Here is a 25,340-nt window from a genome sequence, read left to right as displayed (position 1 = left end):
CTTACTCCTTAAGTACTTTTCTTTAAGCTGGCTAATACGGCAAATGGGTTTGGTTTTTCAGCCTCTAGAGGTAATTCACCAAACACCATGTCCGCCTCGGACACTTCACAGTGTTCAGAATCATGTACCGGAACCACCGGCAGAGAAAGAATTATTTCATCTTCAATCATTGCCAGCAAATCTATTTCGCCAAATTCGTTAACGTCAATTGGCTCATACTCTTCCGGTAATGCTTCAGCCTGTTCATCATTGACGACCGGGCTAAAACAATATGTTATGTGAACGTGATGGCTGAAATTACCGCCACAACGCTGACATTCAAGCGTAACATCCACATCGGAATGCCCACGCACAACCGCCAGACGTTGGTTATCTATCTGAAACGATAAAACGCTGTCTACATCATTGTCCACGCTAACCACAGATTCCGCGATACGCAAAACTTGCTCAGGTGAATAACTACCTGCGTAGTCTAATCGTTTCTGAGCTGCGCGAAGCGCATCAATGGTTAGGGGTAATTTTACCTTTTGCATAAGGCGCGCATATTATCTTTGTAATGAGATATAGTCAAAGAAAAAGGCCACACATCTGCACCTTTCCGCCAAATATTCGCTTATTAAGCTGTGCCTAGTTTAAAATGCCTGCAATTATTTCGCCATGTCTTTTGGAAAAATTATGACACAAATCATTTTAGCTTCCACCTCAGCTTACCGCCGCATGTTACTGGAAAAACTTCGTTTACCCTTTATATGCGCGGCTCCTGATACTGATGAAACACCTCGAATGAATGAAAATGCAGAACAACTCGTTATGCGTTTGGCACAAGCCAAGGCACAGGCATTACAAGCTAAATATTCTCAGCATTTGATTATTGGTTCTGATCAGGTTTGTGTTATTAATGGCGAAATTACCGGCAAACCTCACAATTTTGAAAATGCATTTAAACAATTACGGCAAGCCAGTGGTCATTGCGTCACCTTTTATACCGGCATTTGCCTCTTTAACAGCAAAACAGGAATAGCTGATACCCGTTGCGAATTATTCAATGTCTATTTTAGAGAACTCACTGATGATGAAATCTGGGCTTATTTAACCGCGGAAAATCCCCTTAATTGTGCCGGAAGCTTTAAAAGCGAAGGGTTAGGAATTACTTTATTTGAACGACTTGAAGGGAAAGATCCGAATACGCTAATCGGTTTACCATTAATTACATTGACTGAATTATTAATCCGTCAGGGGGTAAACCCTCTGACGGAGATAGGTTAATTACTGTGATGCTGACGTAGCATTTTTATACAATAGCGCAACTGCTCATCCATCGGCGCTTCAAGACGTAATGTCTCTCCCGTCGAAGGATGAGTAAATTTTAGCGCGCTGGCATGCAAAAATAGGCGGTTAAGACCCGTATCTGACAGTTGCGAATCAAAGACTTTATCGCCATAACGATCATCAAAAGCGATCGGATGCCCAGCATATTGTGTATGAACACGGATTTGATGAGTCCGACCTGTTACAGGGCTGGCTTTCACTAACGTTGCATTGGTAAAACGCTCTTCTACTTTAAAACGTGTTTCAGAAGGCTTACCTTCATTGTTTACCTTAACAATCCGCTCACCACTTTGCAGGATGTTTTTCAGCAATGGAGCCTGAACAACTTTACAATGTGATTGCCATTGTCCCCGAACTAAAGCCAGATAATCTTTCTGCATCTGTTTAAGTCGTAACTGCTCGTGCAAGGCCCGTAAAGTTGAGCGTTTTTTAGCAATTAACAAAATTCCAGAGGTATCACGATCCAAACGATGCACCAATTCGAGGAATTTGGCTTCCGGACGTAAAACCCGTAGCCCCTCAATAACGCCAAAACTTAAGCCACTACCGCCATGAACAGCCGTACCGGAAGGTTTATTGAGCACCAAAATGTAGTCATCTTCGTATAAGATACAATCGCCTAATGCAGCGACTTTATCCAATTTAGCTGAAACTGGCGCCTCTTGCCGTTCTGCAACCCGGACCGGCGGGATTCTAACAACATCCCCCGCAGACAATTTATACTCAGGTTTTATCCTGCCTTTGTTTACCCGAACTTCGCCTTTACGCACAATCCGGTAAATCATGCTCTTAGGAACCCCTTTCAAACGCGCTAATAAAAAATTATCAACCCGCTGTCCGGCCTCATCGTCATCAATAGTGACAAATTGTACAATTTGATTATTCGTTTTCATGATAGCAATTTTAATTATCACTCAAGCAGAGTGCTACTCATTTTTAAATATGTGTAAAAATTACGCATACTTTCTAGCTGTTACCTTCCCTACTTTAAGATAAAGATTAAATATTAACTATTTCTTCCTATTTCATCAGAAAAACCGCTTAAAGACATAAAGTCACCTTGCTATCACCCCAACAGCAATGGAATAATACGTAGCCACCATCAGTTTTTTAATCCTGAATGGCGAAGTTAAACGTTTGTTCTTTATTTGATTGCACAAAAACGCAGCAATGGCGTAAGACGTACTGGGAAATCAAATAATTAGCGGGCTACGGGTAGCAGATTACTGGAATTGGATCAAATCCGCTTCATTTATATTTGCAGATTATTCCTAGAAAAGGGTACTGTTTTCTAAGTGAAAATTCAGACCTACCGAAAATATGCGTCTCTATACAAACGACAACCGGGAGGTTGGCGGATTTGTAAAAGACACGAGACCATCGGTTACCAGTCGCTCATCTATATTTGCCCGTGGCTCTATAACTAATGTAAAAAATAATGAGTAAGTTACAATGAAAAGAATGCTAATCAACGCAACTCAGCAAGAAGAGTTGCGTGTTGCTCTGGTTGACGGGCAACGTCTTTATGATTTGGATATCGAAAGCCCAGGACACGAGCAAAAAAAAGCAAATATCTACAAAGGTAAAATCACCCGAATTGAACCTAGTTTGGAAGCCGCTTTTGTTGACTATGGTGCTGAACGGCATGGTTTCCTTCCTATTAAAGAAATAGCCCGCGAATACTTCCCCAATAACTACCATCCTCATGGTCGCCCTAATATCAAAGATGTTCTCAGGGAAGGCCAGGAAGTTATCGTTCAAGTCGATAAAGAAGAACGTGGTAATAAAGGGGCTGCCTTAACCACTTTTATCAGCCTGGCGGGCAGTTATCTGGTATTAATGCCTAATAATCCTCGTGCCGGCGGTATTTCCCGCCGTATCGAAGGAGATGACCGCACAGAACTGAAAGAAGCTTTGGCATCGCTAGAAGTGCCGGAAGGAATGGGGCTGATCGTCCGCACTGCGGGCGTCGGTAAATCCGCAGAAGCACTACAATGGGATTTGTCATTCCGCCTTAAACACTGGGAGGCGATCAAAAAAGCCGCGGAGAACCGCTCTGCGCCATTCTTAATCCACCAAGAAAGCAATGTTATCGTCCGTGCTTTCCGCGACTATTTACGCCCAGATATCGGTGAGATTTTAATCGACAATCCCAAGGTTCTCGATCTGGCACGGCAACATATCACTGCACTTGGCCGCCCAGATTTCACCAGTAAAATCAAGCTATATAGTGGTGAAGTTCCCCTGTTCAGTCATTATCAGATTGAATCGCAGATTGAATCTGCATTTCAGCGTGAAGTTCGCCTGCCATCAGGCGGTGCTGTGGTTATCGATACCACAGAAGCGTTAACCGCGATCGATATTAACTCTTCTCGCGCAACACGCGGAGGGGATATCGAAGAGACAGCTTTTAATACCAACCTTGAAGCAGCGGATGAAATTGCCCGTCAGTTACGCCTGCGTGACCTTGGTGGTTTGATTGTTATCGATTTTATCGATATGACACCTGTACGCCATCAGCGTGAAGTGGAAAACCGCCTACGTGACGCCGTTCGTCAGGATCGTGCTCGTATTCAAATTGGTCGTATTTCCCGCTTTGGCCTACTGGAAATGTCCCGTCAGCGCCTAAGTCCATCGCTAGGTGAATCCAGCCACCACGTTTGCCCGCGCTGTAGCGGCACAGGGACTATTCGTGATAACGAATCCCTGTCGCTATCCATTTTACGTCTGATTGAAGAAGAGGCACTGAAAGAGAACACGCATCAAGTACATGCTATTGTTCCAGTACAAATCGCCTCATATCTACTAAATGAAAAACGCCAGGCAGTCAGTGCAATTGAGCGCCGTCAAGGAGACGTTGGCGTGGTGATCGTGCCTAACGATCAAATGCAGACTCCCCACTTCTCTGTCTTACGCGTGCGTAAAGGTGAGGAAATTTCTACACTGAGTTATCTGCTTCCTCAATTTCATGAAACTGGAACGACAAATCTCCAAGAAGATGTCCAACCTGAACGTAAGCGTCCTGAACAGCCCGCTATTTCTGCCTTTGCTTTACCAGCCGATACGCCAGCACAGCAACCATCACATAAAGCAAAAGAGAAAAAGCCTAATCGCCCTGCTCAGACTATCACGGAACAACCTGGTCTCTTTAGCCGCTTCTTGACTGCTTTGAAAAAAATATTCAGCACAGAAGAAGAAAAACCGGCCCAGAAAAAAGAGAATAAATTATCCGGTCATGATAGCCGTCGCTCTTCCGAGCGACGTAACCAACGTCGTCAAAATTCACGTAAAGATCGTGATGATAATAATCTGCGTGATGAGCAACGTAATAACCGTGATCGTGACGAGCAACGAAAAAATCGCAACACTCAACAAAAAAATGGCACTCAAGATAACAACGTGACGATAGATACGGTTGCTCGTGAAGCTCAACAGCAGCAACGTCGCGAGCAACGTGCCGAACGTCAACGCCGTCGTCAGGAAGAAAAACGCCAGCAGCAACTTGAAACCCAGAAGCCAGAAGTCGTTGAAAATGAGGTTGAAGAGCGTCTTCCAGTTGCACCGCGTCGCCAACGTCGTCAGCTTGAACAAAAAGTTCGCATCATAGATGAAGTGAAAGAAGTTACAACTGTCGCTTCACTGCCGGTTCCTGTTGTTACAGAAGAGCAATTACCAGCACCGGTTGAAATACCTGTAGAAACAGTTCAACCACAACAACTGGCTGAAAATAAAGAGCAACAAGATAATGTTATGCCACGCCGCTCTCGTCGCTCACCTCGCCATTTGCGCGTTAGTGGTCAGCGCCGCCGCCGTTACCGTGATGAAAGAAATCTACTTCAATCACCGGCGCCATTATCTATGGCTGTTGCATCACCAGAAATGGCTTCCGGTAAAGTTTGGGTTCGCTATCCGGTAGTTCCGATTTCCATAGAGATTCCTGAGGAAATTGCCATGATCGAACAGCAAGAACAGCAAAATGAGGTATTGCCAGCAATAGCAGCAGAAACAGTACCTGCAATCACCCTTGTTGCAGAATCTGAGCAAACCATCACTGAATCGCCTAAGGTAGCGGAGACGCTGGAAGCTCGCCAGGGCGGGTGCAAACCTGAAACAGACATTACAGAACAAAATGACATTGTTCTACAGCAAACTGAATCAGTGCGGGAAGTGCCGTCAGTTATTGAACTTTCTGCAATAACGCCGATTGCCCTTGAATTTGAGCAGCACCCTGAAACAGAAGAAGACATTGTTGTTTCTAAAGAAATTGCAGCAGTGATGACTGTCGAAGAGAGTGAGGATGAAATGGTTAAACAGCCTGTTGCCGTTATAGCAAAAGTTCATCATGCTTATGCGCCAATGACCAAAGCGCCAGCCCCTGAGATGATTGAAAAATCCATTGTTATTAGTGAATGGCAACGGCCTTTTTCTCATTTTGACGGGAAAGGGGGAGCTGGGGGCCATTCAGCCACTAATGCGGCTACTTCACCAATGGCTAAACCACAGTCTTTTGAATAGATAACATCGTTTAATATTAGCAGAATGGCTCTTTTTGGGGAGCCATTTTTTTTGCTACTAACCCCACAAAAATAGTTATCGTTAATTTTATTCTATCTATATAAGGGGTAGTTTAAACGGCTATCACTGTTACTCTGTTCAATTAATTATCATTCGATTTATTATTTAACCAGGAGAATAGTCTATGAAACCGTGGCTTATTTTTGGTGCAGGTAGTGGCGTTGGACGCCATCTCGTGACTGTCGCACTGCAACAAAAACGTCCCGTAATTGCTCTTATCCGCAATGCTCAGCAGGCTACTGAGCTAAGTGCTTTAGGCGTCAAAGTGATACAAGGCGATGCCTGTAATCCCGAAGATGTTGAAAAAGCGGTACAACATGTAAGTTCAGAAGCAATCGTCTTCTCTACTATTGGTGGAATTGATTCAGATCTCCCTGGCAATATGAACATCATTGATACTATTGAGAGAACTGGAATAACACGTATGCTACTCGTTACCTCAATAGGTTGCGGCGAAGGCTGGAAAACCTTATCACCCAGAGCTAAATCACTGTTTGGCCAATCCGTCAGGCGTAAATCAATGGCAGAAAGCTACCTTCAGACAAGTTCTTTAAATTACACAATTATTCGCCCAGGTGGATTAACAGATAAACCGGGAACAGGCCATTGCCAAAGATATCAACATGAAATTCATGGTGCAATTAGTCGCCAAGATGTCGCACATCAACTGGCAACTATGGCAGAAGAAGAATCTTCATATCAGCAGATTTATACCTTAGTTGATCCAGAGCTTAAACCTGATTGGGTTACTGCGTAGTCGGTAAAAATAACCACGCATTCACGCGTGGTTATCTAATGATGCTATTTGAGTTCACCTATTGTTTTAAGCTTTTTAGACAACTCACGACGCTCTTTAGAAAGATCCGCATTTTTAATTATGTGATCATCTATGCGGTCTTCATAATCACTTCTCATATTCATAATGATGCTCTGAATATCCTCAATTGACATACCGGGCTTGATGTATTCACTCAAGTTATCAAGCAATAAAACTCGTTTCTGGTTATCACGTATTTTCTTCTCATTGTCTGCGATTTCACGCTGCAACTTATTCTTACGACGAAACATACGTACAAACTCCAGCACATTGTGGAATGATGGTTTATTTGCGTTGTCCATTTTCATACCTTTCTTTTACTCAAACGTACAGATTATCCAATTTAACTACACAATAAGACCAAAACCATTAATAGACAAGTCAGTTTCCGTTATTTATTGATTCTCATTAATTACATAAACCTGTTAACTTCTTGCTAAAGGTTCAACATATTGACTCAATCGAAAACAATCGTCCATTGCGAATGAATAATAAATCGCCAACCCTCCACTGACAGAAGCACTGTTTTTCCCTTCCCTATCGCTCATCTTCCATTTCTTACTCTACAATTTTTTCAGATTCCAAGTGTATGATCATTAATCACTATTATCTCCATGATTATCTAACAAACGTAATTACATATTTGTCAGAGACAAAATTTATATATTTTCATATGATAAAAATTCAATTATTTTCTCATGAAAAATGAATAAAAAACTATAAATTTAATTCCATTCAGAAATTAAACAAGATATTAATAAACAAACCAAATAAAGACAATTAATTATATAGAGCACGATAAAATATTGAATAAAACGTTAACATTATCTAATATTATATACATCTTAAACTGTATTCATTCTTTTATTTTACAACTCTTTGTAAGATAAGATTTTCAGGTAATTATTTTTAATAAAATTTATATCCAATGGAAAAGCATTTAGTTTATTAGTTTATTAGTTTATTAGTTTATTAGTTTATTAGTTTATTAGTTTATTAGTTTATTAGTTTATTAGTTTATTAGTTTATTAGTTTATTAGTTTATTAGTTTATTAGTTTATTAGTTTATTAGTTTATTATTTAAATACATGCTCAAACTGACTATATTTGTGATACCCATCTTAATAATAAAATAAAAATTTCCTTATTGCTGAAACATAATTAAAATTGACGAAAAATATAACGATAATTAGGTTAGGTGATGAAAAAAATTCCTTTTGATTTGAATGGTTACGAAATCTCTTTTGGCCATGCACGTAGAACAAGAATTCCAATTATAAAAATAACTCATCCTAAAAATGGGGTTTCTATTAAACCATTTTATAGTGTCAATAGAATAAATTTACTTGAAAGAATCCAATATGAAACTGGTTTAAGTGATCAGTATATTGAATCTATTAATGAGCATTTTCAAGAAATTAATTATCCTTAATAAAGATAAATATATTCTAATTATTATATACCCTGTTTGCTGGTAAAATTGCCTAAACAATTCATCAGCAAACTAGTAAAAGATATTTATAGACTTCCTGTGATAATACCATTGATAATAAAAAATCCCTGCTGAAAAATGTATTTATTAGTCGAATCCACCCTGGTAAAGAATAATTTTCACGCTTACTAATTGTAACCTATTGGAGTAATATACATTTTTCTTTTATTTTTTCCGTTATATAGTAAAAAAATGCAGAAAGCGCCAAGCATATACCTGAAACTATCGCATACTGATATCGGTTTTCTAATGTTGACATTAAGGTAAAATAAACTAATCCAATAACTGAAAATACACTCACCCCACCAATTATCCCTTGAGTTATGTGCATCACGATTTTCATCAATATACTTACTATCTTCATTGATCTAGCCCTACAGAGAACTCTTCAAATATTTCATTAAATAAATTAAATTTGACATATTCACCTCGTTTATTTTTTCAATACTTCGATGCATGCTGCGGTTGGCAGGTCAATATTGTCAAGGGTAAATGGTCTTAAAACACACAATTTCTTATTCCAAGTACTCAAAATGTTAATAACCAACTTCCGATCATGGAGCAAAAAGTAAGAAAATATGTACACAATAGTACTATGATAAATACCAAAATGTTTTGCAGTCAGTTTAACGCCAAGAGTACCTGACAGGAAATACTCAGCAATCTGAATCCTAGAGGCAACGGGATATTTTTCTTCATAGAACAGCCCCCTTAAGTCAGTAATCTGGCGTCCAACTTTTAGGATACAACTCAATAGGACAAGGAACAGTCACATATACCTGCTTCACATTAGCAAAGCATTGCAAAAACATAACAAATTTATTATTTTTGGCTCATGAAATATACTATTGATTACTATAGCACCGAGGTGGAGAACGAGGTCCTTGCTCTCCCTGACACACTTCAAGCCCGTTACATCAGCGAGAACATGGTGCCAACCTCGGAGAACCACACACAGAAGCGTTTGGTAATAGGTTGTTTGAACTCAGACTCAAAGGGACTGAAGGGATTACTCGCGTGTTCTATTGCACAATGATTGGGCACCGTATAGTGATACTGCACAGCTTCGTGAAGAAAACGCAAAAGACCCCACTTAAAGCATGCAGGAAAGCCAAAATCAGAATGAAAGAGGTAAAAAATGACTGGTAAACATACCCCTCCAACTATGACACACGATGAAATGGTTGCAAAAATGCTGTCAAATCCGGCTGTAAAAGCTGAATACGAGAAACTGGAACAAGAATTTGCATTGCTTGATGAACTGCTAGCTGCACGCAAAAAAGCTGGGCTAACACAAGCGCAAGTAGCTGAACGCATGGGAACCAAAGCAACGGCCATCACACGGCTTGAAAGTGGGCTAGCTTCTGGTACACAAGGGCCTTCGTATAATACATTGAAAAAATATGCAGCAGCTGTCGGTAAAAAATTACAGATACGCCTAGTATGACTTTGTAATCTGATAGACACCTGTGTAAATAACCAACCACTATCAGACCTGAATTAACACTAAATAATAAATTACCATTTTATTTGGACATTAAAGCTGATTAAAACCAAACTACGCGGTAAAAGAATAATTAGTCAACAACCTTGGACATTGAACAACAGTGAAAAATAGCAGCGAACAACCCACTTTCTACATCCACGACTACGAAACTTTTGGTCAACATCCGGCCTTAGACAGACCGGCTCAGTTTGCTGGTGTTCGTACTGATATGGATTTCAATATTATTGAAGAGCCATTAGTTATTTACTGTTCACCTGCTGATGATTATCTGCCACAACCAGAAGCTGTCATGATTACAGGCATTACTCCGCAAATTGCCTTAGAAAAAGGGATCAATGAAGCGGAATTTGCCCGCCAGATTCATAATGTATTCAGCGTACCGAACAGTTGTATCCTCGGTTATAACAATATTCGGTTTGATGATGAAGTCAGCCGGAATATCTTTTACCGTAATTTTTATGATCCATACGCTTATAGTTGGCAAAAAGGCAATTCCCGTTGGGATTTGCTTGATGTATTGCGTGCCTGTTATGCCTTGCGCCCCGAAGGTATTGTCTGGCCAGAGAATGAAGATGGTCTACCTAGCTTTAAGTTAGAACATCTGACTAAGGCAAATGGCGTTGAACATTCACATGCTCACGATGCTATGTCCGATGTCTACGCTACGATAGCAATGGCAAAATTACTCAAAGAAGTACAGCCAAAGATGTTCAATTATTTCTTTCAGTTAAGAAATAAGCAGAAAATTAGCTCCCTCATCGATATCCCTCAAATGAAACCACTGGTTCATGTTTCCGGGATGTTTGGCGCTGCTCGCAGCAACCTCAGCTTGGTTGCGCCTCTTGCCTGGCATCCAGTAAACCAAAATGCGGTTATTATGTGCGATTTAGCTGGAGATATTTCACCATTACTGGAATTGGATGCAGATACGTTACGTGAACGTCTATATACCCGCCATGATGAATTACAGCCAGATCAATTGCCAGTCCCTATAAAATTGGTTCATATTAATAAGTGCCCGATAATCTCCCCCGATAATACTTTGCGAGCAGAAGACGCTGAACGTATTGGATTAGATCGTAATCACTGCGAAAAAAATCTGGCTATTCTACGGAATAATCCACAAATCAGAGAAAAAGTTGTAGAACTGTTTGCAGAGGCCGAACCTTTCCCTGAATCCGATAATGTTGACGCTAAACTGTATGACGGCTTCTTTAGTAGTGCCGATAAAGCAGCAATGAATATTATTCGGGAGACGCTGCCTCAGAATTTACCGGCACTCGATCTGACTTTTCAGGACCCACGTATTAAAACGCTGTTATTCCGCTACCGTGCCAGAAACTATCCCGCTACTCTAACTTACGATGAACAACAGCGTTGGTTACGTCATCGTCAAGATGTCTTAACTCAGGATAAACTGAATGAATATTTCTTTATAATTGAACAACTCTTCATTGAACACCAAAGCAATGAAGAAAAATGCCGTCAGCTCAAAGCACTCATGGAATATGCAGTGCAACTGGCTGGATAATTAAACGGGTCGAGAACAAATATAAAACGGCGAGTCATATATACTCGCCTTTCTTTCTAACAGAATGATTGTCATCAACTTTTACAGATTTGAACTTTCTTAATACCAGCATGACGTTGTAACTACTGAGAATATTGACATTAAGATCTTTTACCCCAATTTTTCAGCTTGGATGTTTTTCCAATTCCTGGGTTGAGAGTGTTAGTGGGATCAGTCATCCGATAAAAAGCCTTAAGTTGGGGTTTAGCTTGATATACATGCCCCACATTATGCTCTGCCGGGTATTCCGCACCTCGTTTATCAAGCAGTTCTATCATTCTTTCTTTCAATGCCTGTACATCTACCCCCTTTTTCACAATGTAATCCTGATGGAACACGTAGCACATAAAATGCCCACAATAAAGTCTGTGTACCAACACATCATCAAACTCTGGGGGTAATTGTTCAAACCACTCACGATCATTACGGCGCAGAGCAATATCCAGTGAAAGGATATTCTCTACTGTGTTGCTATGCACCGCTTGATAACGGATCGCAGAACCACCAGCGGAAAAACGATGCAGGAACGCTTTAGCGCCTTCCTTCGGTGTACAAGCAAAGAAATCCCCTTCTACCTGGCTAAAATATTTTTCCAACCAGCTTCTGGCCTCTTCAACCCCATCACCGGACATCTTTAATATTAAATGGTGCTCAAAACGATTACGATATTCTTTTAAACGCTTAGGCAAATGGGAAGGAAGTAAGCGACTTAACCCCTGCATAATGCGATCGACAAGATTGGCAGGCAAAAATGGGATACGATTGAAGATAGCGTCCATTCTCCCTTTTAAAGTAAAATAAGCTGGCATTTTATCAGTACCAAGCTTATCAATCATGATAAAAGTATCTTTACCATAAGTTTCCGCAATATCGAAAATATCCCGGTGCATATATTCACCTGCCACCGGTAAATTATGAAAATTTGCTAATATATGGCGACGTAATTCCGTCAATACGCCAGTTTGGTTGGTACCGATATAAAATACTTGAGACAAAGGTTCTGCCGGAAAAGTATCGAGCCGGACGGCAAACACAACCAGCTTACCCGCACAACCTGAAGCTTCGAATAAACGGCGTTCGTCAGAATTGAAACGAGATGGAGTATCAGCATCTACGTCACGCACTCTTTGGGCATATTCATGATCAGATGCTTTACGCTGCCCCTGTTCTACATCCTGATTACTATAACGTTGCTCTTCCAGACAAGAGAGGATCTCTTCCGGCGTTTCTCCCAAATAGATCCCCAGATGATTAATCAATTCCGGCTTACCGCGCTCATTAACTCGTCCATACAATGCCATTTCGGTATAAGCCGGCCCACGATGAATTAAAGAACCCCCTGAGTTATTGCAGATGCCCCCAACCACAGAAGCGCCGATGCAGGAAGAACCAATAACTGAATGAGGTTCACGCCCCAGTGGCTTGAGCGCACGTTCAAGTTGCCATAATGTACTGCCCGGTAGCGCAACTACCTGATTACACGATTTTAAAATCTGAATCTTATTCATGCGTAGTGTGCTAATGATCACGATGTCACGATCGTAATCCTTGCCATTCGGAGTAGAACCTTCGGTTACCCCCGTGTTGGCCGCTTGCATTAAGATGATTTTATCTGCTTCAACACAGACTTTAAACACACGCCACTGTTCCACCAGTGAACCGGGAAATACGACAGCTAAAGCGTCTCCCTGGCCGGAGCGAAAGCCTTTACGATAACGTTCAGTTTTATGGGGGGCAGTCAGGATATGAGATTTACCGACAATATTGGTCAGGGTAGTAATGAATTGTTGATTTTGAGAGGTTTTTGTACCATTCATAGTCTCTTCCTTAATAATAATCACCTCTCAGAGCATAGATTGTTTTTCTCCGTTTACCGTTGAAATTTTTCTTATCTGTAAGCTACCTCGCTGTTTTTTTTCCTAAGCTCCCTTTTCTTCACTATTACGATAAATTGACAACATAGGAAAAATAATGGCGCCAAATTCGGCGCCATTATTCTTTTACTCGATATTAAACCATTTCAGAGCATTGTGGCATCGGCTGACGGAAGCGACGAGTCAGGAATACCATGTAAATCAAACCAATTGCTCCCCAAGTTAGCCCCAATTCCATAGAACTTTGTTCCAGATTCATCCACAGTACACTAACAGTACAAGCACCTATCACAGGTAATACCAAGAAATTAATTGTATCTTTTAATGTACGGTTACGACGTTCACGGATATAGAATTGAGAAATGACTGACAGGTTCACAAAGGTAAACGCTATCAACGCACCAAAGTTAATCAGAGCTGTTGCAGTCACCAGATCAAAGGTAATCGCAGATAATCCTATAATGCCTACCAGCGACACGTTGATTACCGGAGTCCGCCATTTTGGATGAACATAGCCAAATACTTTCTCAGGAAATACACCATCACGCCCCATAACATAGAGCAGACGAGAAACCCCTGCGTGAGCCGCCATACCAGAAGCCAAAACGGTGACACAAGAGAACACCAAGATAATGGCTTGGAACAGAGTACCCGCTACATACAGCATAATTTCTGGCTGAGATTCATCCGGGTTCTTGAACCGAGAGATATCCGGAAAATAGAGCTGTAAGAAATAAGAAACCGCAATGAAGATAACACCACCGATCAATACTGTCAGGAAAATCGCTTTTGGGATCACCTTACCAGCATTCGGCGTCTCTTCGGACAACGAGCTAATGCCATCAAACCCTAGGAATGAAAAGCACAAAATCGTGGCCCCAGTAATCATTGGGATTAAATTAGCATCCTCAGAAACGAATGGTTTCGCACTCCATAAAGTCCCAACTCCTTCCCCGTTGTACACACCGTGGATCAATAAACCCACAAATACAACCATAATGGCAACCTGAACAATAACAATACCCGTGTTGAGATTAGCAACAACGTTAATGCCACGCAGGTTAAAAGCTGTCATCAGTAATGCAAAACCCACGACGAAGATCCACGGATCTACGCTAGGAAAAATGGCCTGAAGATAAATTTTCGCTAACAAGACATTAATCATCGGCATGAACATATAGTCCAATAGCGATGACCAACCCACCATGAAGCCAACATGCGGACTAATGGATTTTTGTGCATAAGTATATGCAGATCCGGCAGATGGGAAACGTTTTACCAATTTCCCGTAGCTCAAGGCGGTAAACAGAATTGCAATCAAAGCAATAGCGTAGGATGTCGGTACGTGACCGTCAGTCAAACCAGAAACAATGCCGAAAGTATCAAAGATGGTCATAGGTTGCAGATAAGCAAGACCCATCATCACCACCTGAACTAAAGTCAGTGTTTTTCTGAGTTGAACTCGATTGTTCGCACCAGTCTGGTTGGTGCCTAGTGGGATTACAGTATTACGCGACATGAGCGAAACCTCCCATAACTCCGATTCGTGTTATGACACTACTTAATCGACAGTTACTGGGAAGACTTCGCTTCTGCCTATAGGCAGGAGAGTTAGAGGCTGGATTATATGCAGAGCGCAATGCTCCGTAGTCATCGATGCAGCAGCATGTACCGATTGGTACAAGTGCGAAAGAGAATAATTGCTCCATATTAGCGTTCCTCATTACGGCAACCGATCCTCGTTGCGGTTGCTCGTGGGCCAATTATCTATCCGGCTCAGAGTCCGGCCTCTGGTATAGTAAAAAATAAGTCAAAGCAAAAAAAATAACCGACACATATAAACGCATCAGTTATTCTCTAGTGGGCGAATTCTGCACTCGAAGACCTGAAATAGCAATACTCGCCGCACTAAAAGTTCATTATTTTTTACCACACTCATCAATGACGCTATGGAATTTAACGGTGTCATATACATTTCTTTGACGTGAGCTAAGTTTTAACACAACACAAAACGGATTGCTATTCAGTTTTTACCGGTATAAGTAAAAAACAAAAATCCCCTCTGTCAGCAACAAACAAAGAGGATTATGACACTGTTAGTTAGAACGCGTTATTAAAAGTCGTAATTGATACCAATGTTATAGCGACGGCCATCCAGTTGTGCCCCATAATTCTCACTGGTAACACGTTTATCAAATACGTTATATACACCGCCCAACACGCGTAAATCTTTGGTCAGATTATAAACAGCGCCTATATCCACAAAGGCATAAGACGGCGTTCCTTCACTCATTCTTTCACCACGATCTAAATAATCTGAAGTTTTGCCACGGAAGTTAACTCGGGTCCAAGTTTGCATTTCTGGCAAAGCTTGCCAGTTCAGAGTCGCATTCACCATATGTTTAGGCATTTTGTTCAAAGGTTTTCCTTTGTTTTTCCCACTCTTCTGTTCTGAATCAGTGTAAGTGTAGTTTGCAGCCAATGACCAGTTTTCAACGATATCCCAGTTCATTGTCGCTTCTATACCACGAATATTAGCTTTTTGTACGTTTATACGTTCACTGATAAATGTATATACATGTGGATCCGTTCCGATAGTGCAAGGTTTTGAACTCTTCCTACTACAAGCTGTGATTTCTGTGATTTTATCTTTAAAATCAGTATTAAATATGGTCAATCCAGCATTAAAATTATCCCGATTGTTCCACATAACACTAATTTCTTCATTGACACTTTTCTCTGGTTTCAAATTCGGGTTACCCAGAATAATACCATTTCCAACATAACCACCTGTTTGCTGCCCCCAATCCGCCGAAATATAACGCAAATCCGGAGAACGGTAACCTGTAGATACACCACCTTTAATTGTCCATTGTTCATCTACATGCCACACACCATATAAGCGTGGAGTCCAATGACTGCCAAAATTCTCGTCTTTATCCATACGGATACCACCAGTCAAGGAAAAGTCATTGGTCATCTGCCACTCATCCTCAGCAAACAACGCCCAACTCCAGCGAGTCAATTTATCCAAGCCATTAGTAGAAGCTAGTCTATTATCACCACCATGTAAGTTCTCATAACGATATTGCCCCCCGATACTCACAGTATGATCATCTAACTGAAAGACTGTTTGGTTATTAAATACAGTATCTTTATACCTCATATCACGCCCAGGATTACGTGAATCATCATGTTGAATATATGAAGTCATGGTACCGAAATCATAAATGCCATTATGCGTAATAGAATAGTTATTACGATCATAATCATTTTTCGAGTCACTATAACGAGACGATTTTCCTTTAATAGCATTACGCTTCTGCTCATAACGACCCGCTTCAAAATCAAAAGTATTCTTATCATCAGGTGTTAGAGAAAGAGTTGCTGAACCGTTACGCATTTCTTGCTCATTAAAGCCATTAATAAATTTATCTTCGTTGCGGTGAGAATATAGGCCATTGACTTTCAAGCCTAACAAGCCATCAACCACTGGCCCTGCTGCATAAACACTGCTCTGATAACTGTTACCTGAATCTTTACTTTCAGTTAATGTCGTATCGGTACGGAAATTGGTTCTCCACTCCTTCTGAACTTTACGGGTGATCACGTTAATCACCCCTCCCATCGCATCAGAACCATAAAGGGAAGACATAGGACCGCGTACCACTTCGATGCGTTCTATCGCGGCCAATGGCGGCAACCAACCCTGCTCAATACCCGAATTATCACTGTTTGGACGAGTACCACGGGTGTCAACACGCTTCCCATCGATCAAAATCATAGTATATTGAGGCGACATACCACGAATACTGATATCACTGTTGCTAGCACCCCCTGTAACAACAACCCCCGGTACATCTTTCAATGCATCAGTCACATCACGATAAGCCTTCGTTTCCAATTGCTCACGGCTCACCACAGAAATAGACGCTGGCGCATCTTCAATTTTCTGTTGAAAGCCTGCTGCTGTAGTCACAATAATAGTGTCATTATTGCTACCAACCGCAAAGACTGAGCTAGATGAGATTGCAGCAATAACGCCTAACGCGACTTTTCTTTTATTAAAAACACCCATTCCCGATTCTCCAAAAGATATAATTTCACTTTATTCATCTATAAAAATGGATAATCAACATGTGCTCAAATAACGAGGATAAAATATTTACCCCTGTGTAGTTTTATTATTTTATTAGTTTACTTATATCTTATTAACTTATTCCATTTACTATCCTTTGCGGTTAAAGATTAAATCCCAGCATTAGCCAGACAAAAACTGTAGCTTTCAAATACAGTTAGCTTTTAAACACACAGTAATATAAGGTAAATAAACCACTCCCCATGTACGATGATGCACATTCTGATCTTTGTGCGTATTCCACGCCTATGCTTTATTAAAAACATAATTTAAACAACAAGTTAAATTTAACCCTCAATCTTTATCTTTGAAATCAATACCTGTAAAATACCCCTCTGATAACTGTGTTTAATTCCTTACCATGTCACAAAACCGTATTAATATCACAAACTACCCAAGGTAATAATATTACGATAATATGTTTCTCGTGATACCAGCACTATTACGTGATATTGATCACTGAAATTCAGCTCACTAAGTAGTTCATTTAATAAAAATGAATAATCAGCATATGCTAAGATAACGTGAATAAAATATTTATCCCTGTGTAGTTCTATTAGTTTACTGACATCTTATTACCATAAAGTATAAAATTTTATTTTTATTGGCTATAATAATCTATCTTATTAAATCATTCGATTTACCATCCTTTGCAGTAAAGAGTGGAGCTTGGCATCAGTCAGACAAAAAATGTCGCTTTTAGCACACCGTAGTATAAGAAAAATAGATCGTTCCCCCACGTATAACTATGTATATTCCGTTTTTGTGCGCAGTTTATGCCATATTTTGTAAAAAATATAATTTAAATAACAAGTTAAAATAAACTCTCACTCGCTAGCTTTGAAACCAATCCATCAACTAATACTTGGGGAATACCCTGAGAACAACGTTCAATTCTGCCTTTGACGCCATAAACCTGTGCCAGACTCTCTGACGTAATAACTTGCTCTGGAGTTCCTTCTGCAATTAAATGACCTTTTTGCAACATTAATACATGCTCACCATGACGCAATGCGATATTAATGTCATGTACAACGACCACAGTAATAATATTCCGCCGATACGTTTCTTGCGCCACCAGCGCCATTACGTGATATTGATAATTTAAATCCAGCGCACTAAGCGGTTCATCTAACAATAATAACGTTGGCTTACGGATTAACGATTGCGCCAATCCGACCAACTGTTTTTGGCCGCCAGATAATTGATCTAAATAACATAATGCCAGGTGTTCAATCCCCAACTGACGTAATAACGACATCACCTCTTCTTCACTGGTTTCAGAATGACGCCATCCGGACGCTCGTTGAGCAACAATAATCGATTCTAGTACGTGCAAATGAACACCAGCAGGTAAACTCTGTGGTAAATAAACCACATTGTCCGATCGCTGGGCAAAACTCATCTGCATCAAATCTTGACCATCAAGCCAGAGCTCACCTCTGGCACGATTTAAACCAGCCAAAGAACGCAGAAGTGTTGATTTACCGCTACCATTTGGCCCCAACAGTACCGTAATTTTCCCACGCGGCAACGGAGCAACATTCAGATTTTCAATAACCGAATGTTTCGGATAACCCGCAAAAAAATTGCTAATGGTTAATCCCGAGCTCATATATTCCCCCTATGACGTAAAATTATGCTAAGGAAGAATGGAACCCCCACTAACGCAGTAACGATCCCAACCGGAATAACAACACCCGGGATAAGATTCTTCGAGGCAATGGACGCCATAGAGAGCACCAATGCACCAATTAGGGCACTGGCTGGCAAATAGAAACGATGATCTTCACCAAACATCATACGGGCAATATGTGGCGCAATTAAACCGACAAAGGCAATTGGCCCAACGAATGCAACGGCTAAAGCGGCAAGAATACTGATACGCAATAATGTCCCCAAGCGCAGACGATGAACATTGATACCAAAACTGATTGCACGATCTTCACCCAAGCGCAGCGCTGTCAGTCTCCAGGAATTCATCATTGAAATAGGAAAAACAGCGGTAAACACCAACAACATAACACCCAGTTTTATCCAGGTTGCTCTGGCAAGACTACCCATTGTCCAGAGTACTAACCCCTGAAGGGTATCTTCCGTTGCGATAAATTGCATCATGGAAACCAATGCTTCAAAGGTAAAGACCAGCGCGATACCAAACAATACTACCCCAGACGTAGCAACGCGTGTCCAACGAGTAATCGTATCCAGCACCAATGCCGCCAACAAAGCGAAAATGAAAGCATTCGCAGAGATGAACCATTGATCAGGCACGCCTGGAATACCAATATCGGATACAATCGCCAACGCAGCACCAAATGCAGCCGCCTGAGCAACCCCTAAAGTAGAGGGACTGGCTAATGGGTTATTTAAGATCGTCTGCATTTCCGCGCCAGCCAGCCCAAGAGACAGGCCAATCACTACCGCCATCAGGGCGTATGGTAAACGGATATCCCAAACAATTACCCGTATACCCGCATCCACACTCTCTGGCGATACTAAAGTCTGCCAGAGAGATGACAAAGATAAACCTGATGGTCCTATCGTAAAATCTAACACCAATGACACACCAATAATCAGCACGATGAATACCATCATCACAATACGGCGGCGTAAAATATATTGGTAATGGACTTTTACACTGCTGTCATCTAATTGTTGTTTCACCATTGGCTCAGTAGTGGCGCTCATTATTCCCGTTACCTGACTTACCGATTACTTCTCACTGATCCAGTAGACCCCTGATGGATCAACCGCCAGGAATTTACTGTGTAATTCATTCAGCGTCTTTTGCGGATCTAAATCTGCAAATTGCTTAGGATAAAACCATTTAGCAAATACTTGAGTTGCTACCACATTATATGGAGAGTTGTAGTAGTTATGCCAAATCGCATAATCTCTGCCCTCTTTGACCGCAGTCAACGAGCTAATACCTTTACGTTCAGTCATTTGTTTCAGACTGGCTTTTGCTAATTCAGGCGTAGATTGCGCTCCCAGTTTTACACCAGGTTCATTACTGTCTGGCGCTTTTGCACCACTAGCAATGTAAATATAAGGGTCAACTGCAATAATTTTTTCGAGGTTCATGTTACCAAGTACGCCTGGCAGAACACCTTTAGCAATGTTTTTACCACCAGCCAAATCGATAAAGTTACCCATATTACCGTCACCGGCAGTTGCACAGCAGTCTTCAAAAGCACCCGCTCTCAAATCGATAAATACTGTTGGTTTTTTCTCTTCCGGGATTTTATTAGTGATGTCAGTCACCAGTTTTACATTTTTTTCGTAAAAATCGGCATATTCCGCCGCCTGTTTCTCACGATTTAGTACTTTACCTAGCATACGAATGCTCGGCAGCGTATTCTTTAACGGCTCAGTACGAAAATCGACAAATACAACCGGAACACCTGCCTTTTCAAGTTGAGCGACCAATTCGCTGTCTTTACCAGGACCATGACCAGACAAACCAAAAATAGCGATATCCGGGTTGAGAGTTAATACTTTTTCAGAACTGACACTATCAGCACTGGTATTACCAATCAAAGGAACCTTGTCAATTTCAGGGAATTTAGCTTTATAGACAGCATAAGACTGTGGGTCCAATTTGCGGAAATCACCTTGCCAACCTGCGATACGGGCCAGTGGTTTATCGCCTTCAAGTAAAGCGATAGCGTGGAACAAACGGCCCTCGCCCAACAAAACACGATTTACATTCTCAGGAACTTCAACGGTGCGACCAACTATGTCGGTGACCGTTTCAGCCCATGATGCGAAGCTTGCCATGACTGCCGAACCCGCTAACAGGCCGACACTGATACTCTTTGCTACAGATCGAGATATAAATTTCATTTTGCTAGCCCTTTGATATTAATAATTATGGCATTAACAATAGGCCAAATGAGAATACTTATCAATATGATCTACACAAATTTTGGTAAATTACGTGATTAATTGTATGATTAACTCTATGAAAAATAAAAAACACCCATCTGATCACAAAATGGGTGTTTTCTTTTAATTTCCTATCAATAACGGTTGATCTACTCAGATAAATAAAACATTAAGATAATAATAAATTAACCGCGAATCGAATTAAAAAACCATAAAAACCAGACGGGCAGGAATTTTTTCAAAGATCCCTGCCCGTCTGCTAATCACGATTTAACATATTCACATTCACTGGTTTGTGATATCAGGAAATTTCATCTCGCTATATTTAATAAAGTGAGTTTTCTTCACTAACTTGTAACCAAACCAAATCAACAGGAATAGTGGAATACCAATATAAGTTGCAGTGACACCATACCAGTCAATTTTATCTTGTAGAAATGCTTGATAATTCTGTCCTAGTGTGATCGTCAGACATAAAACAAACGCAAAGATTGGGCCAACCGGGAAAAATCCCGAACGATAAGGTAACCTACTTAAATCCAATCCCTGAGCTATATAGCCACGGCGGAAACGATAATGGCTGATAGCAATCCCCAACCATGCAATAAAACCAGTCATCCCAGAGGTATTCAACAACCACAGATAGACGGTCTGATTACCGTACATTGAACTGAGGAAACACAACGCGGCAACGACTGTTGTTGCATACAAGGCATTACGCGGTACACCACCTTTGGATAATTTGCCAAAAATCTTCGGTGCTTTACCCTCTTTTGCCAATGTGAATAACATACGAGTCGATGCATACATACCTGAATTACCCGCAGACAACACAGCCGTCAAAATAACCGCATTCATCATAGCCGCGGCGGATAATAAACCGGCGTTTTCAAATACCAACGTAAACGGACTAACACTGATATCACCGACCTCATTACGCAGTAGGCTTGGATCAGTATAAGGAATAATCAGACTGATGATCAGGATTGCAAAAATATAGAACAGCAGAATACGCCAGAATACCTTACGTACAGCACTAGGAACATTTTTCGCCGGATCTTTTGATTCACCCGCCGCAATGCCAATCAGCTCGGTTCCCTGGAAAGAAAACCCAACTATCATCGCCACGCCAATCATGGCTGCGAAGCCACCAGCAAAAGGCGCATCACCAACAGTCCAGTTATGCCATCCAGCCCCCTCAGCTCCTTTCATGATACCGGCTATCATCAGTAATCCGACCACAATAAAGACAATAACCGTACTGACTTTAATTAAAGAGAACCAGTACTCAGCTTCACCAAATCCTTTCACTGAAATAAAATTCAATAGGAAAATCAGCGCGAGAAATAGCGCACTCCAGATCCAACCCGGCATATCCGGCAACCAGTACCCCATAACCAATTGAGCAGCAACCAAATCCACCGCGATAGTCACCGCCCAGTTGTACCAATAGTTCCAACCCAAGGCAAAACCAAACCCTTCTTCAACATATTTGGAACCATACGTTGAGAAAGAGCCGGAAACCGGCATATAAGCGGCCAGTTCACCCAAACTGGTCATCAGGAAATAAACCATCAAGCCAATTAATGCATAGGAAAGTAATGCTCCGCCAGGCCCTGCCTGTGAAACTGTCGCACCTGAAGCCACGAATAACCCGGTGCCTATTGATCCGCCAACGGCAATCATCGCCAGATGCCGAGCTTTCAATTCACGTCGCAAATGTTGCGCTACTGGTTTCCCGGAAACACTTTTTTGTTGTTGAGACATTCTGTTCCTGTTAGCTGCGAATAAATCTGATGGCGGATTGTAACAAATCCTCACTATCAAAATAGCGAGGAAGCGCTGTTATAAGATACCTTCATAATTTAGAGAAAATTATAAGTAACACAGCTAATTTTGGATTTTAGACAGAACGTAAACCTTACCGGCAATAACTGAGCAATTTTTGCAATGCGTTAGACATGTGCTTTTGCCGATGATGAATTAGGTACAATACTCTGAAAAGTCTTAATCCTGGCACTTTTAACTCCAGTAAAGTGCGATTTTGCAATTGTTCCGCAACGACTCGTCTGGATAAACAACTGATACCCATACCAAATTTGACCGCATGCTTTATCGCTTCAGAGTTTCCCAATTCCATCAAAATCTTGAACCCAGGTAAACGGGCAAACAACAGATGATCCAGCACTTCTCGTGTACCCGATCCGCTCTCCCTTAATATCCATGATGCCTTAACTAAATCATCCAATTTTAAATCCTGCTTAGCTAGCGGATTTTCGGGAGAAGAAAAAACAACCAACTCATCCTCCATCCACAGCTGAGTTATCAACTCAGGACTATGACAGGGACCTTCAATCAAACCAAGATCAACACGGAATTCCAGCACAGAATTGATCACATCCTGCGTATTACTGATATTTAACTCTAACGGCGTATCAGGAAAATCGTGACGATAATTTGCCAGCATTTCCGGCAACATATAATTACCAATGGTACTACTGGCAGCGATACGTAACGCTCCCAACTCCTGTTTGAATAACTGCTGAATTTCCCCTGCCTGCTCTAGCAACGCCAAAGCCTTGGGATAAAGGAGGCGGCCATGTTCATTAGTCACCAACCGCTTTCCTACCCGATCAAAAAGCTGTACGCCAAGCTGGTTTTCCAGATCCGTTAATGAGGCGCTCACTGCGGACTGAGATAACGCCAATTGCTGAGAAGCTTGCGTCGTTGAACCGCTTTTCAATACCTCAGTAAAAACTTCCAACTGCCTCAATGTGATGTGCATATTGCCCCGCAAAATATGGTGTCAGTCAAAGTTAGCTTGTTTTAATTTTATACAGTAATAAACAACTTAACAAAAATCCTCTTTTTTACCACTTTTTCAGATTACATATAAAAATATTATCAATTTTAATGATAACTTAATCCGCTATATGCTTATGCTTAAAACATATAAGCAAAGTGAGAAACATCTATGTCTGATATTCGTGCTGAAAGATTCAACAAACAATCATCTATCCCCGGTATCAAATTAATACCAGGGTTAATATTGGCGGCAATACTTACTGCAATTTCAATATATGCCGGAAATATCCCGTGGTTTATTAATATGGGACTGGGCACATTAACACTGGCGATCCTTACGGGGATTATTGCCGGTAATACTGTCTACCCTTTACTCAAACCTTATTGCGATAAGGGTATCCATTTCTCAAAACATTATCTCTTGCGAGCCGGTATTATTCTTTACGGTTTTCGTTTGACATTTCAACAAATTGCCGATGTTGGCATTAGCGGCCTTCTGATTGATGCAGTGATATTATCTTCCACTTTCTTTATTACAATCTGGCTAGGCAAATCACTCTTTGGATTAGATCAACAAACGGTAATACTAATTGGCGCCGGTAGCAGTATCTGCGGCGCAGCAGCTATTATGGCAACAGAGCCGGTAGTAAACGCCCCTGCCAGTAAAGTTGCTGTTGCGGTATCGACAGTTGTCATCTTTGGCACTATCGCTATTTTCACTTATCCGTGGTTTTATCAACTCAATGAGTATTATCAGTGGTTACCACTTACTCAGGAAACTTTCGGTATCTTTACTGGCTCTACCATTCATGAAGTTGCTCAAGTTGTTGCTGTTGGACATGCGATTAGCGATCAAACGGAAAACGCAGCCGTTATCAGTAAAATGCTCAGGGTTATGATGTTGGCGCCATTCCTGTTGTTATTATCCCGTTACATTAGCCGAGCCAGCACTAAAAATGGAAAAAACCGTCAGGAAAAAACACCAATGACTATCCCTTGGTTTGCGGTGATGTTTATTGCAATAGCGGGTTTTAATTCTTTCAATTTACTACCTGCCGCAATAGTTCATTTTCTGATTAATATCGATACTATTATGCTTACTATGGCAATGGGGGCATTGGGTTTAACGACTCATGTGAGCGCCATCCGTCAGGCCGGATTTAAACCCATTTTATTAGCTCTAATTTTATTTGTCTGGCTGATGGTGGGTGGTTTTTTGATAAATCTGGGCATTCAACATTTGTTTGGTTAATCAAAATCCGCACGGAAAAATTTCAGCAGCATATAACCTTTCCATTCTTAAGGTTCATTGAGTGATTGAACAATGTCATAATGACGTAAA

At 41.1% G+C, this 25,340-nt stretch carries 20 protein-coding genes; 8 read left to right on the top strand and 12 right to left on the bottom strand.

The features are described from left to right. Positions 1 to 8 precede the first annotated feature (8 nt). Positions 9 to 533 carry a 23S rRNA accumulation protein YceD gene (gene yceD / locus EAE93_RS13865; protein WP_036782159.1) on the bottom strand — a complete coding sequence of 175 codons (525 nt, stop codon included), beginning with the start codon at positions 531 to 533 and terminating at the stop codon, positions 9 to 11. A 142-nt stretch (positions 534 to 675) separates the two neighbouring features. Between yceD and EAE93_RS13860 the strand changes: the two genes are divergently transcribed. Next, on the top strand, positions 676 to 1,266 hold the full coding sequence (locus tag EAE93_RS13860) for a Maf family protein (protein ID WP_036815003.1): 591 nt from the start codon (positions 676 to 678) through the stop codon (positions 1,264 to 1,266). Here EAE93_RS13860 and rluC read toward each other — a convergent pair. Further along, positions 1,263 to 2,222, bottom strand: a complete 960-nt coding sequence (gene rluC / locus EAE93_RS13855) for a 23S rRNA pseudouridine(955/2504/2580) synthase RluC (protein WP_036815035.1) — start codon at positions 2,220 to 2,222, stop codon at positions 1,263 to 1,265. The genes EAE93_RS13860 and rluC overlap by 4 nt on opposite strands. Before the next feature lie 559 nt (positions 2,223 to 2,781). Here rluC and rne point away from each other — a divergent pair. Beyond that, positions 2,782 to 5,844 (top strand): ribonuclease E, encoded by a 3,063-nt coding sequence (rne, locus tag EAE93_RS13850; protein WP_214039896.1) that lies wholly within the window; start codon positions 2,782 to 2,784, stop codon positions 5,842 to 5,844. Between the two features lie 184 nt (positions 5,845 to 6,028). Further along, on the top strand, positions 6,029 to 6,661 hold the full coding sequence (locus EAE93_RS13845) for an NAD(P)-binding oxidoreductase (RefSeq protein ID WP_036782153.1): 633 nt from the start codon (positions 6,029 to 6,031) through the stop codon (positions 6,659 to 6,661). 44 nt (positions 6,662 to 6,705) lie between these two features. On the opposite strand, the gene tmaR is transcribed toward EAE93_RS13845, so the two are convergent. Next, positions 6,706 to 7,023 carry a PTS system regulator TmaR gene (tmaR, locus tag EAE93_RS13840; RefSeq protein ID WP_036782152.1) on the bottom strand — a complete coding sequence of 106 codons (318 nt, stop codon included), beginning with the start codon at positions 7,021 to 7,023 and terminating at the stop codon, positions 6,706 to 6,708. A gap of 123 nt (positions 7,024 to 7,146) precedes the next feature. After that, positions 7,147 to 7,269, bottom strand: coding sequence for a hypothetical protein (locus tag EAE93_RS25105; protein ID WP_269468843.1), 123 nt, complete (start codon positions 7,267 to 7,269; stop codon positions 7,147 to 7,149). Positions 7,270 to 7,922: 653 nt separating this feature from the next. Here EAE93_RS25105 and EAE93_RS13835 point away from each other — a divergent pair. From EAE93_RS13835 to sbcB, 4 genes are all read left to right on the top strand, one after another. Beyond that, a complete protein-coding gene (locus EAE93_RS13835; RefSeq protein WP_040153134.1) occupies positions 7,923 to 8,153 on the top strand; it encodes a hypothetical protein in 231 nt (76 codons plus the stop codon). A 1,035-nt stretch (positions 8,154 to 9,188) separates the two neighbouring features. Further along, positions 9,189 to 9,362, top strand: a complete 174-nt coding sequence (locus EAE93_RS24615) for a type II toxin-antitoxin system RelE/ParE family toxin (RefSeq protein ID WP_236545730.1) — start codon at positions 9,189 to 9,191, stop codon at positions 9,360 to 9,362. Next, positions 9,352 to 9,660, top strand: coding sequence for a helix-turn-helix domain-containing protein (locus EAE93_RS13825; protein WP_036815231.1), 309 nt, complete (start codon positions 9,352 to 9,354; stop codon positions 9,658 to 9,660). Before EAE93_RS24615 ends, EAE93_RS13825 begins: the two co-directional genes overlap by 11 nt. Positions 9,661 to 9,820: 160 nt before the next feature. Next, positions 9,821 to 11,251, top strand: a complete 1,431-nt coding sequence (gene sbcB / locus EAE93_RS13820) for an exodeoxyribonuclease I (RefSeq protein WP_110087393.1) — start codon at positions 9,821 to 9,823, stop codon at positions 11,249 to 11,251. Positions 11,252 to 11,391: 140 nt separating this feature from the next. Here the strand turns inward: sbcB and dld are convergent, their stop codons facing one another. From dld to yieE, 8 genes are all read right to left on the bottom strand, one after another. Next, the gene (gene dld, locus EAE93_RS13815; protein WP_214039895.1) at positions 11,392 to 13,107 is read right to left on the bottom strand and encodes a D-lactate dehydrogenase; all 1,716 of its coding nucleotides are present in this window, start codon (positions 13,105 to 13,107) and stop codon (positions 11,392 to 11,394) included. 193 nt (positions 13,108 to 13,300) lie between these two features. Then, positions 13,301 to 14,683: an APC family permease gene (locus EAE93_RS13810; protein ID WP_036777273.1), complete on the bottom strand. Its 1,383-nt coding sequence runs from the start codon at positions 14,681 to 14,683 to the stop codon at positions 13,301 to 13,303. A gap of 594 nt (positions 14,684 to 15,277) precedes the next feature. Beyond that, positions 15,278 to 17,242 (bottom strand): ligand-gated channel protein, encoded by a 1,965-nt coding sequence (locus EAE93_RS13805; RefSeq protein WP_214039894.1) that lies wholly within the window; start codon positions 17,240 to 17,242, stop codon positions 15,278 to 15,280. A gap of 874 nt (positions 17,243 to 18,116) precedes the next feature. Beyond that, a complete protein-coding gene (locus EAE93_RS13800; protein WP_040153146.1) occupies positions 18,117 to 18,917 on the bottom strand; it encodes an ABC transporter ATP-binding protein in 801 nt (266 codons plus the stop codon). Continuing rightward, positions 18,914 to 19,993, bottom strand: coding sequence for a FecCD family ABC transporter permease (locus tag EAE93_RS13795; RefSeq protein ID WP_214039893.1), 1,080 nt, complete (start codon positions 19,991 to 19,993; stop codon positions 18,914 to 18,916). Before EAE93_RS13795 ends, EAE93_RS13800 begins: the two co-directional genes overlap by 4 nt. A 24-nt stretch (positions 19,994 to 20,017) precedes the next feature. Beyond that, positions 20,018 to 21,151 carry an ABC transporter substrate-binding protein gene (locus tag EAE93_RS13790; RefSeq protein WP_046394922.1) on the bottom strand — a complete coding sequence of 378 codons (1,134 nt, stop codon included), beginning with the start codon at positions 21,149 to 21,151 and terminating at the stop codon, positions 20,018 to 20,020. Between the two features lie 327 nt (positions 21,152 to 21,478). Further along, positions 21,479 to 22,960 (bottom strand): amino acid permease, encoded by a 1,482-nt coding sequence (locus EAE93_RS13785; RefSeq protein WP_214039892.1) that lies wholly within the window; start codon positions 22,958 to 22,960, stop codon positions 21,479 to 21,481. A 154-nt stretch (positions 22,961 to 23,114) separates the two neighbouring features. After that, positions 23,115 to 23,978: a DNA-binding transcriptional regulator YeiE gene (yieE, locus tag EAE93_RS13780; RefSeq protein ID WP_036814436.1), complete on the bottom strand. Its 864-nt coding sequence runs from the start codon at positions 23,976 to 23,978 to the stop codon at positions 23,115 to 23,117. Positions 23,979 to 24,167: 189 nt separating this feature from the next. Between yieE and EAE93_RS13775 the strand changes: the two genes are divergently transcribed. Next, a complete protein-coding gene (locus EAE93_RS13775) occupies positions 24,168 to 25,250 on the top strand; it encodes a YeiH family protein (protein WP_214039891.1) in 1,083 nt (360 codons plus the stop codon). Positions 25,251 to 25,340: the final 90 nt, after the last annotated feature.

The sequence above is a fragment of the Photorhabdus akhurstii genome, from assembly GCF_018448925.1.
Taxonomy (GTDB): domain Bacteria; phylum Pseudomonadota; class Gammaproteobacteria; order Enterobacterales; family Enterobacteriaceae; genus Photorhabdus; species Photorhabdus akhurstii.
Note: the sequence above shows the minus strand (reverse complement) of the source record. Positions and strands in the feature narration are given on the sequence as shown.

What these genes read in the sequence shown, in the direction of transcription:
- EAE93_RS25105 (WP_269468843.1), bottom strand. Translation starts at nt 7,269, where the DNA reads ATGAGCGATAGGGAAGGGAAAAACAGTGCTTCTGTCAGTGGAGGGTTG.
- EAE93_RS13790 (WP_046394922.1), bottom strand. Translation starts at nt 21,151, where the DNA reads ATGAAATTTATATCTCGATCTGTAGCAAAGAGTATCAGTGTCGGCCTG.
- EAE93_RS13860 (WP_036815003.1), top strand. Translation starts at nt 676, where the DNA reads ATGACACAAATCATTTTAGCTTCCACCTCAGCTTACCGCCGCATGTTA.
- EAE93_RS13785 (WP_214039892.1), bottom strand. Translation starts at nt 22,960, where the DNA reads ATGTCTCAACAACAAAAAAGTGTTTCCGGGAAACCAGTAGCGCAACAT.
- rluC (WP_036815035.1), bottom strand. Translation starts at nt 2,222, where the DNA reads ATGAAAACGAATAATCAAATTGTACAATTTGTCACTATTGATGACGAT.
- EAE93_RS13800 (WP_040153146.1), bottom strand. Translation starts at nt 18,917, where the DNA reads ATGAGCTCGGGATTAACCATTAGCAATTTTTTTGCGGGTTATCCGAAA.
- EAE93_RS13795 (WP_214039893.1), bottom strand. Translation starts at nt 19,993, where the DNA reads ATGAGCGCCACTACTGAGCCAATGGTGAAACAACAATTAGATGACAGC.
- EAE93_RS13775 (WP_214039891.1), top strand. Translation starts at nt 24,168, where the DNA reads ATGTCTGATATTCGTGCTGAAAGATTCAACAAACAATCATCTATCCCC.
- EAE93_RS13805 (WP_214039894.1), bottom strand. Translation starts at nt 17,242, where the DNA reads ATGGGTGTTTTTAATAAAAGAAAAGTCGCGTTAGGCGTTATTGCTGCA.
- tmaR (WP_036782152.1), bottom strand. Translation starts at nt 7,023, where the DNA reads ATGGACAACGCAAATAAACCATCATTCCACAATGTGCTGGAGTTTGTA.
- rne (WP_214039896.1), top strand. Translation starts at nt 2,782, where the DNA reads ATGAAAAGAATGCTAATCAACGCAACTCAGCAAGAAGAGTTGCGTGTT.
- EAE93_RS13810 (WP_036777273.1), bottom strand. Translation starts at nt 14,683, where the DNA reads ATGTCGCGTAATACTGTAATCCCACTAGGCACCAACCAGACTGGTGCG.
- yieE (WP_036814436.1), bottom strand. Translation starts at nt 23,978, where the DNA reads ATGCACATCACATTGAGGCAGTTGGAAGTTTTTACTGAGGTATTGAAA.
- EAE93_RS13845 (WP_036782153.1), top strand. Translation starts at nt 6,029, where the DNA reads ATGAAACCGTGGCTTATTTTTGGTGCAGGTAGTGGCGTTGGACGCCAT.
- dld (WP_214039895.1), bottom strand. Translation starts at nt 13,107, where the DNA reads ATGAATGGTACAAAAACCTCTCAAAATCAACAATTCATTACTACCCTG.
- EAE93_RS13825 (WP_036815231.1), top strand. Translation starts at nt 9,352, where the DNA reads ATGACTGGTAAACATACCCCTCCAACTATGACACACGATGAAATGGTT.
- EAE93_RS13835 (WP_040153134.1), top strand. Translation starts at nt 7,923, where the DNA reads ATGAAAAAAATTCCTTTTGATTTGAATGGTTACGAAATCTCTTTTGGC.
- yceD (WP_036782159.1), bottom strand. Translation starts at nt 533, where the DNA reads ATGCAAAAGGTAAAATTACCCCTAACCATTGATGCGCTTCGCGCAGCT.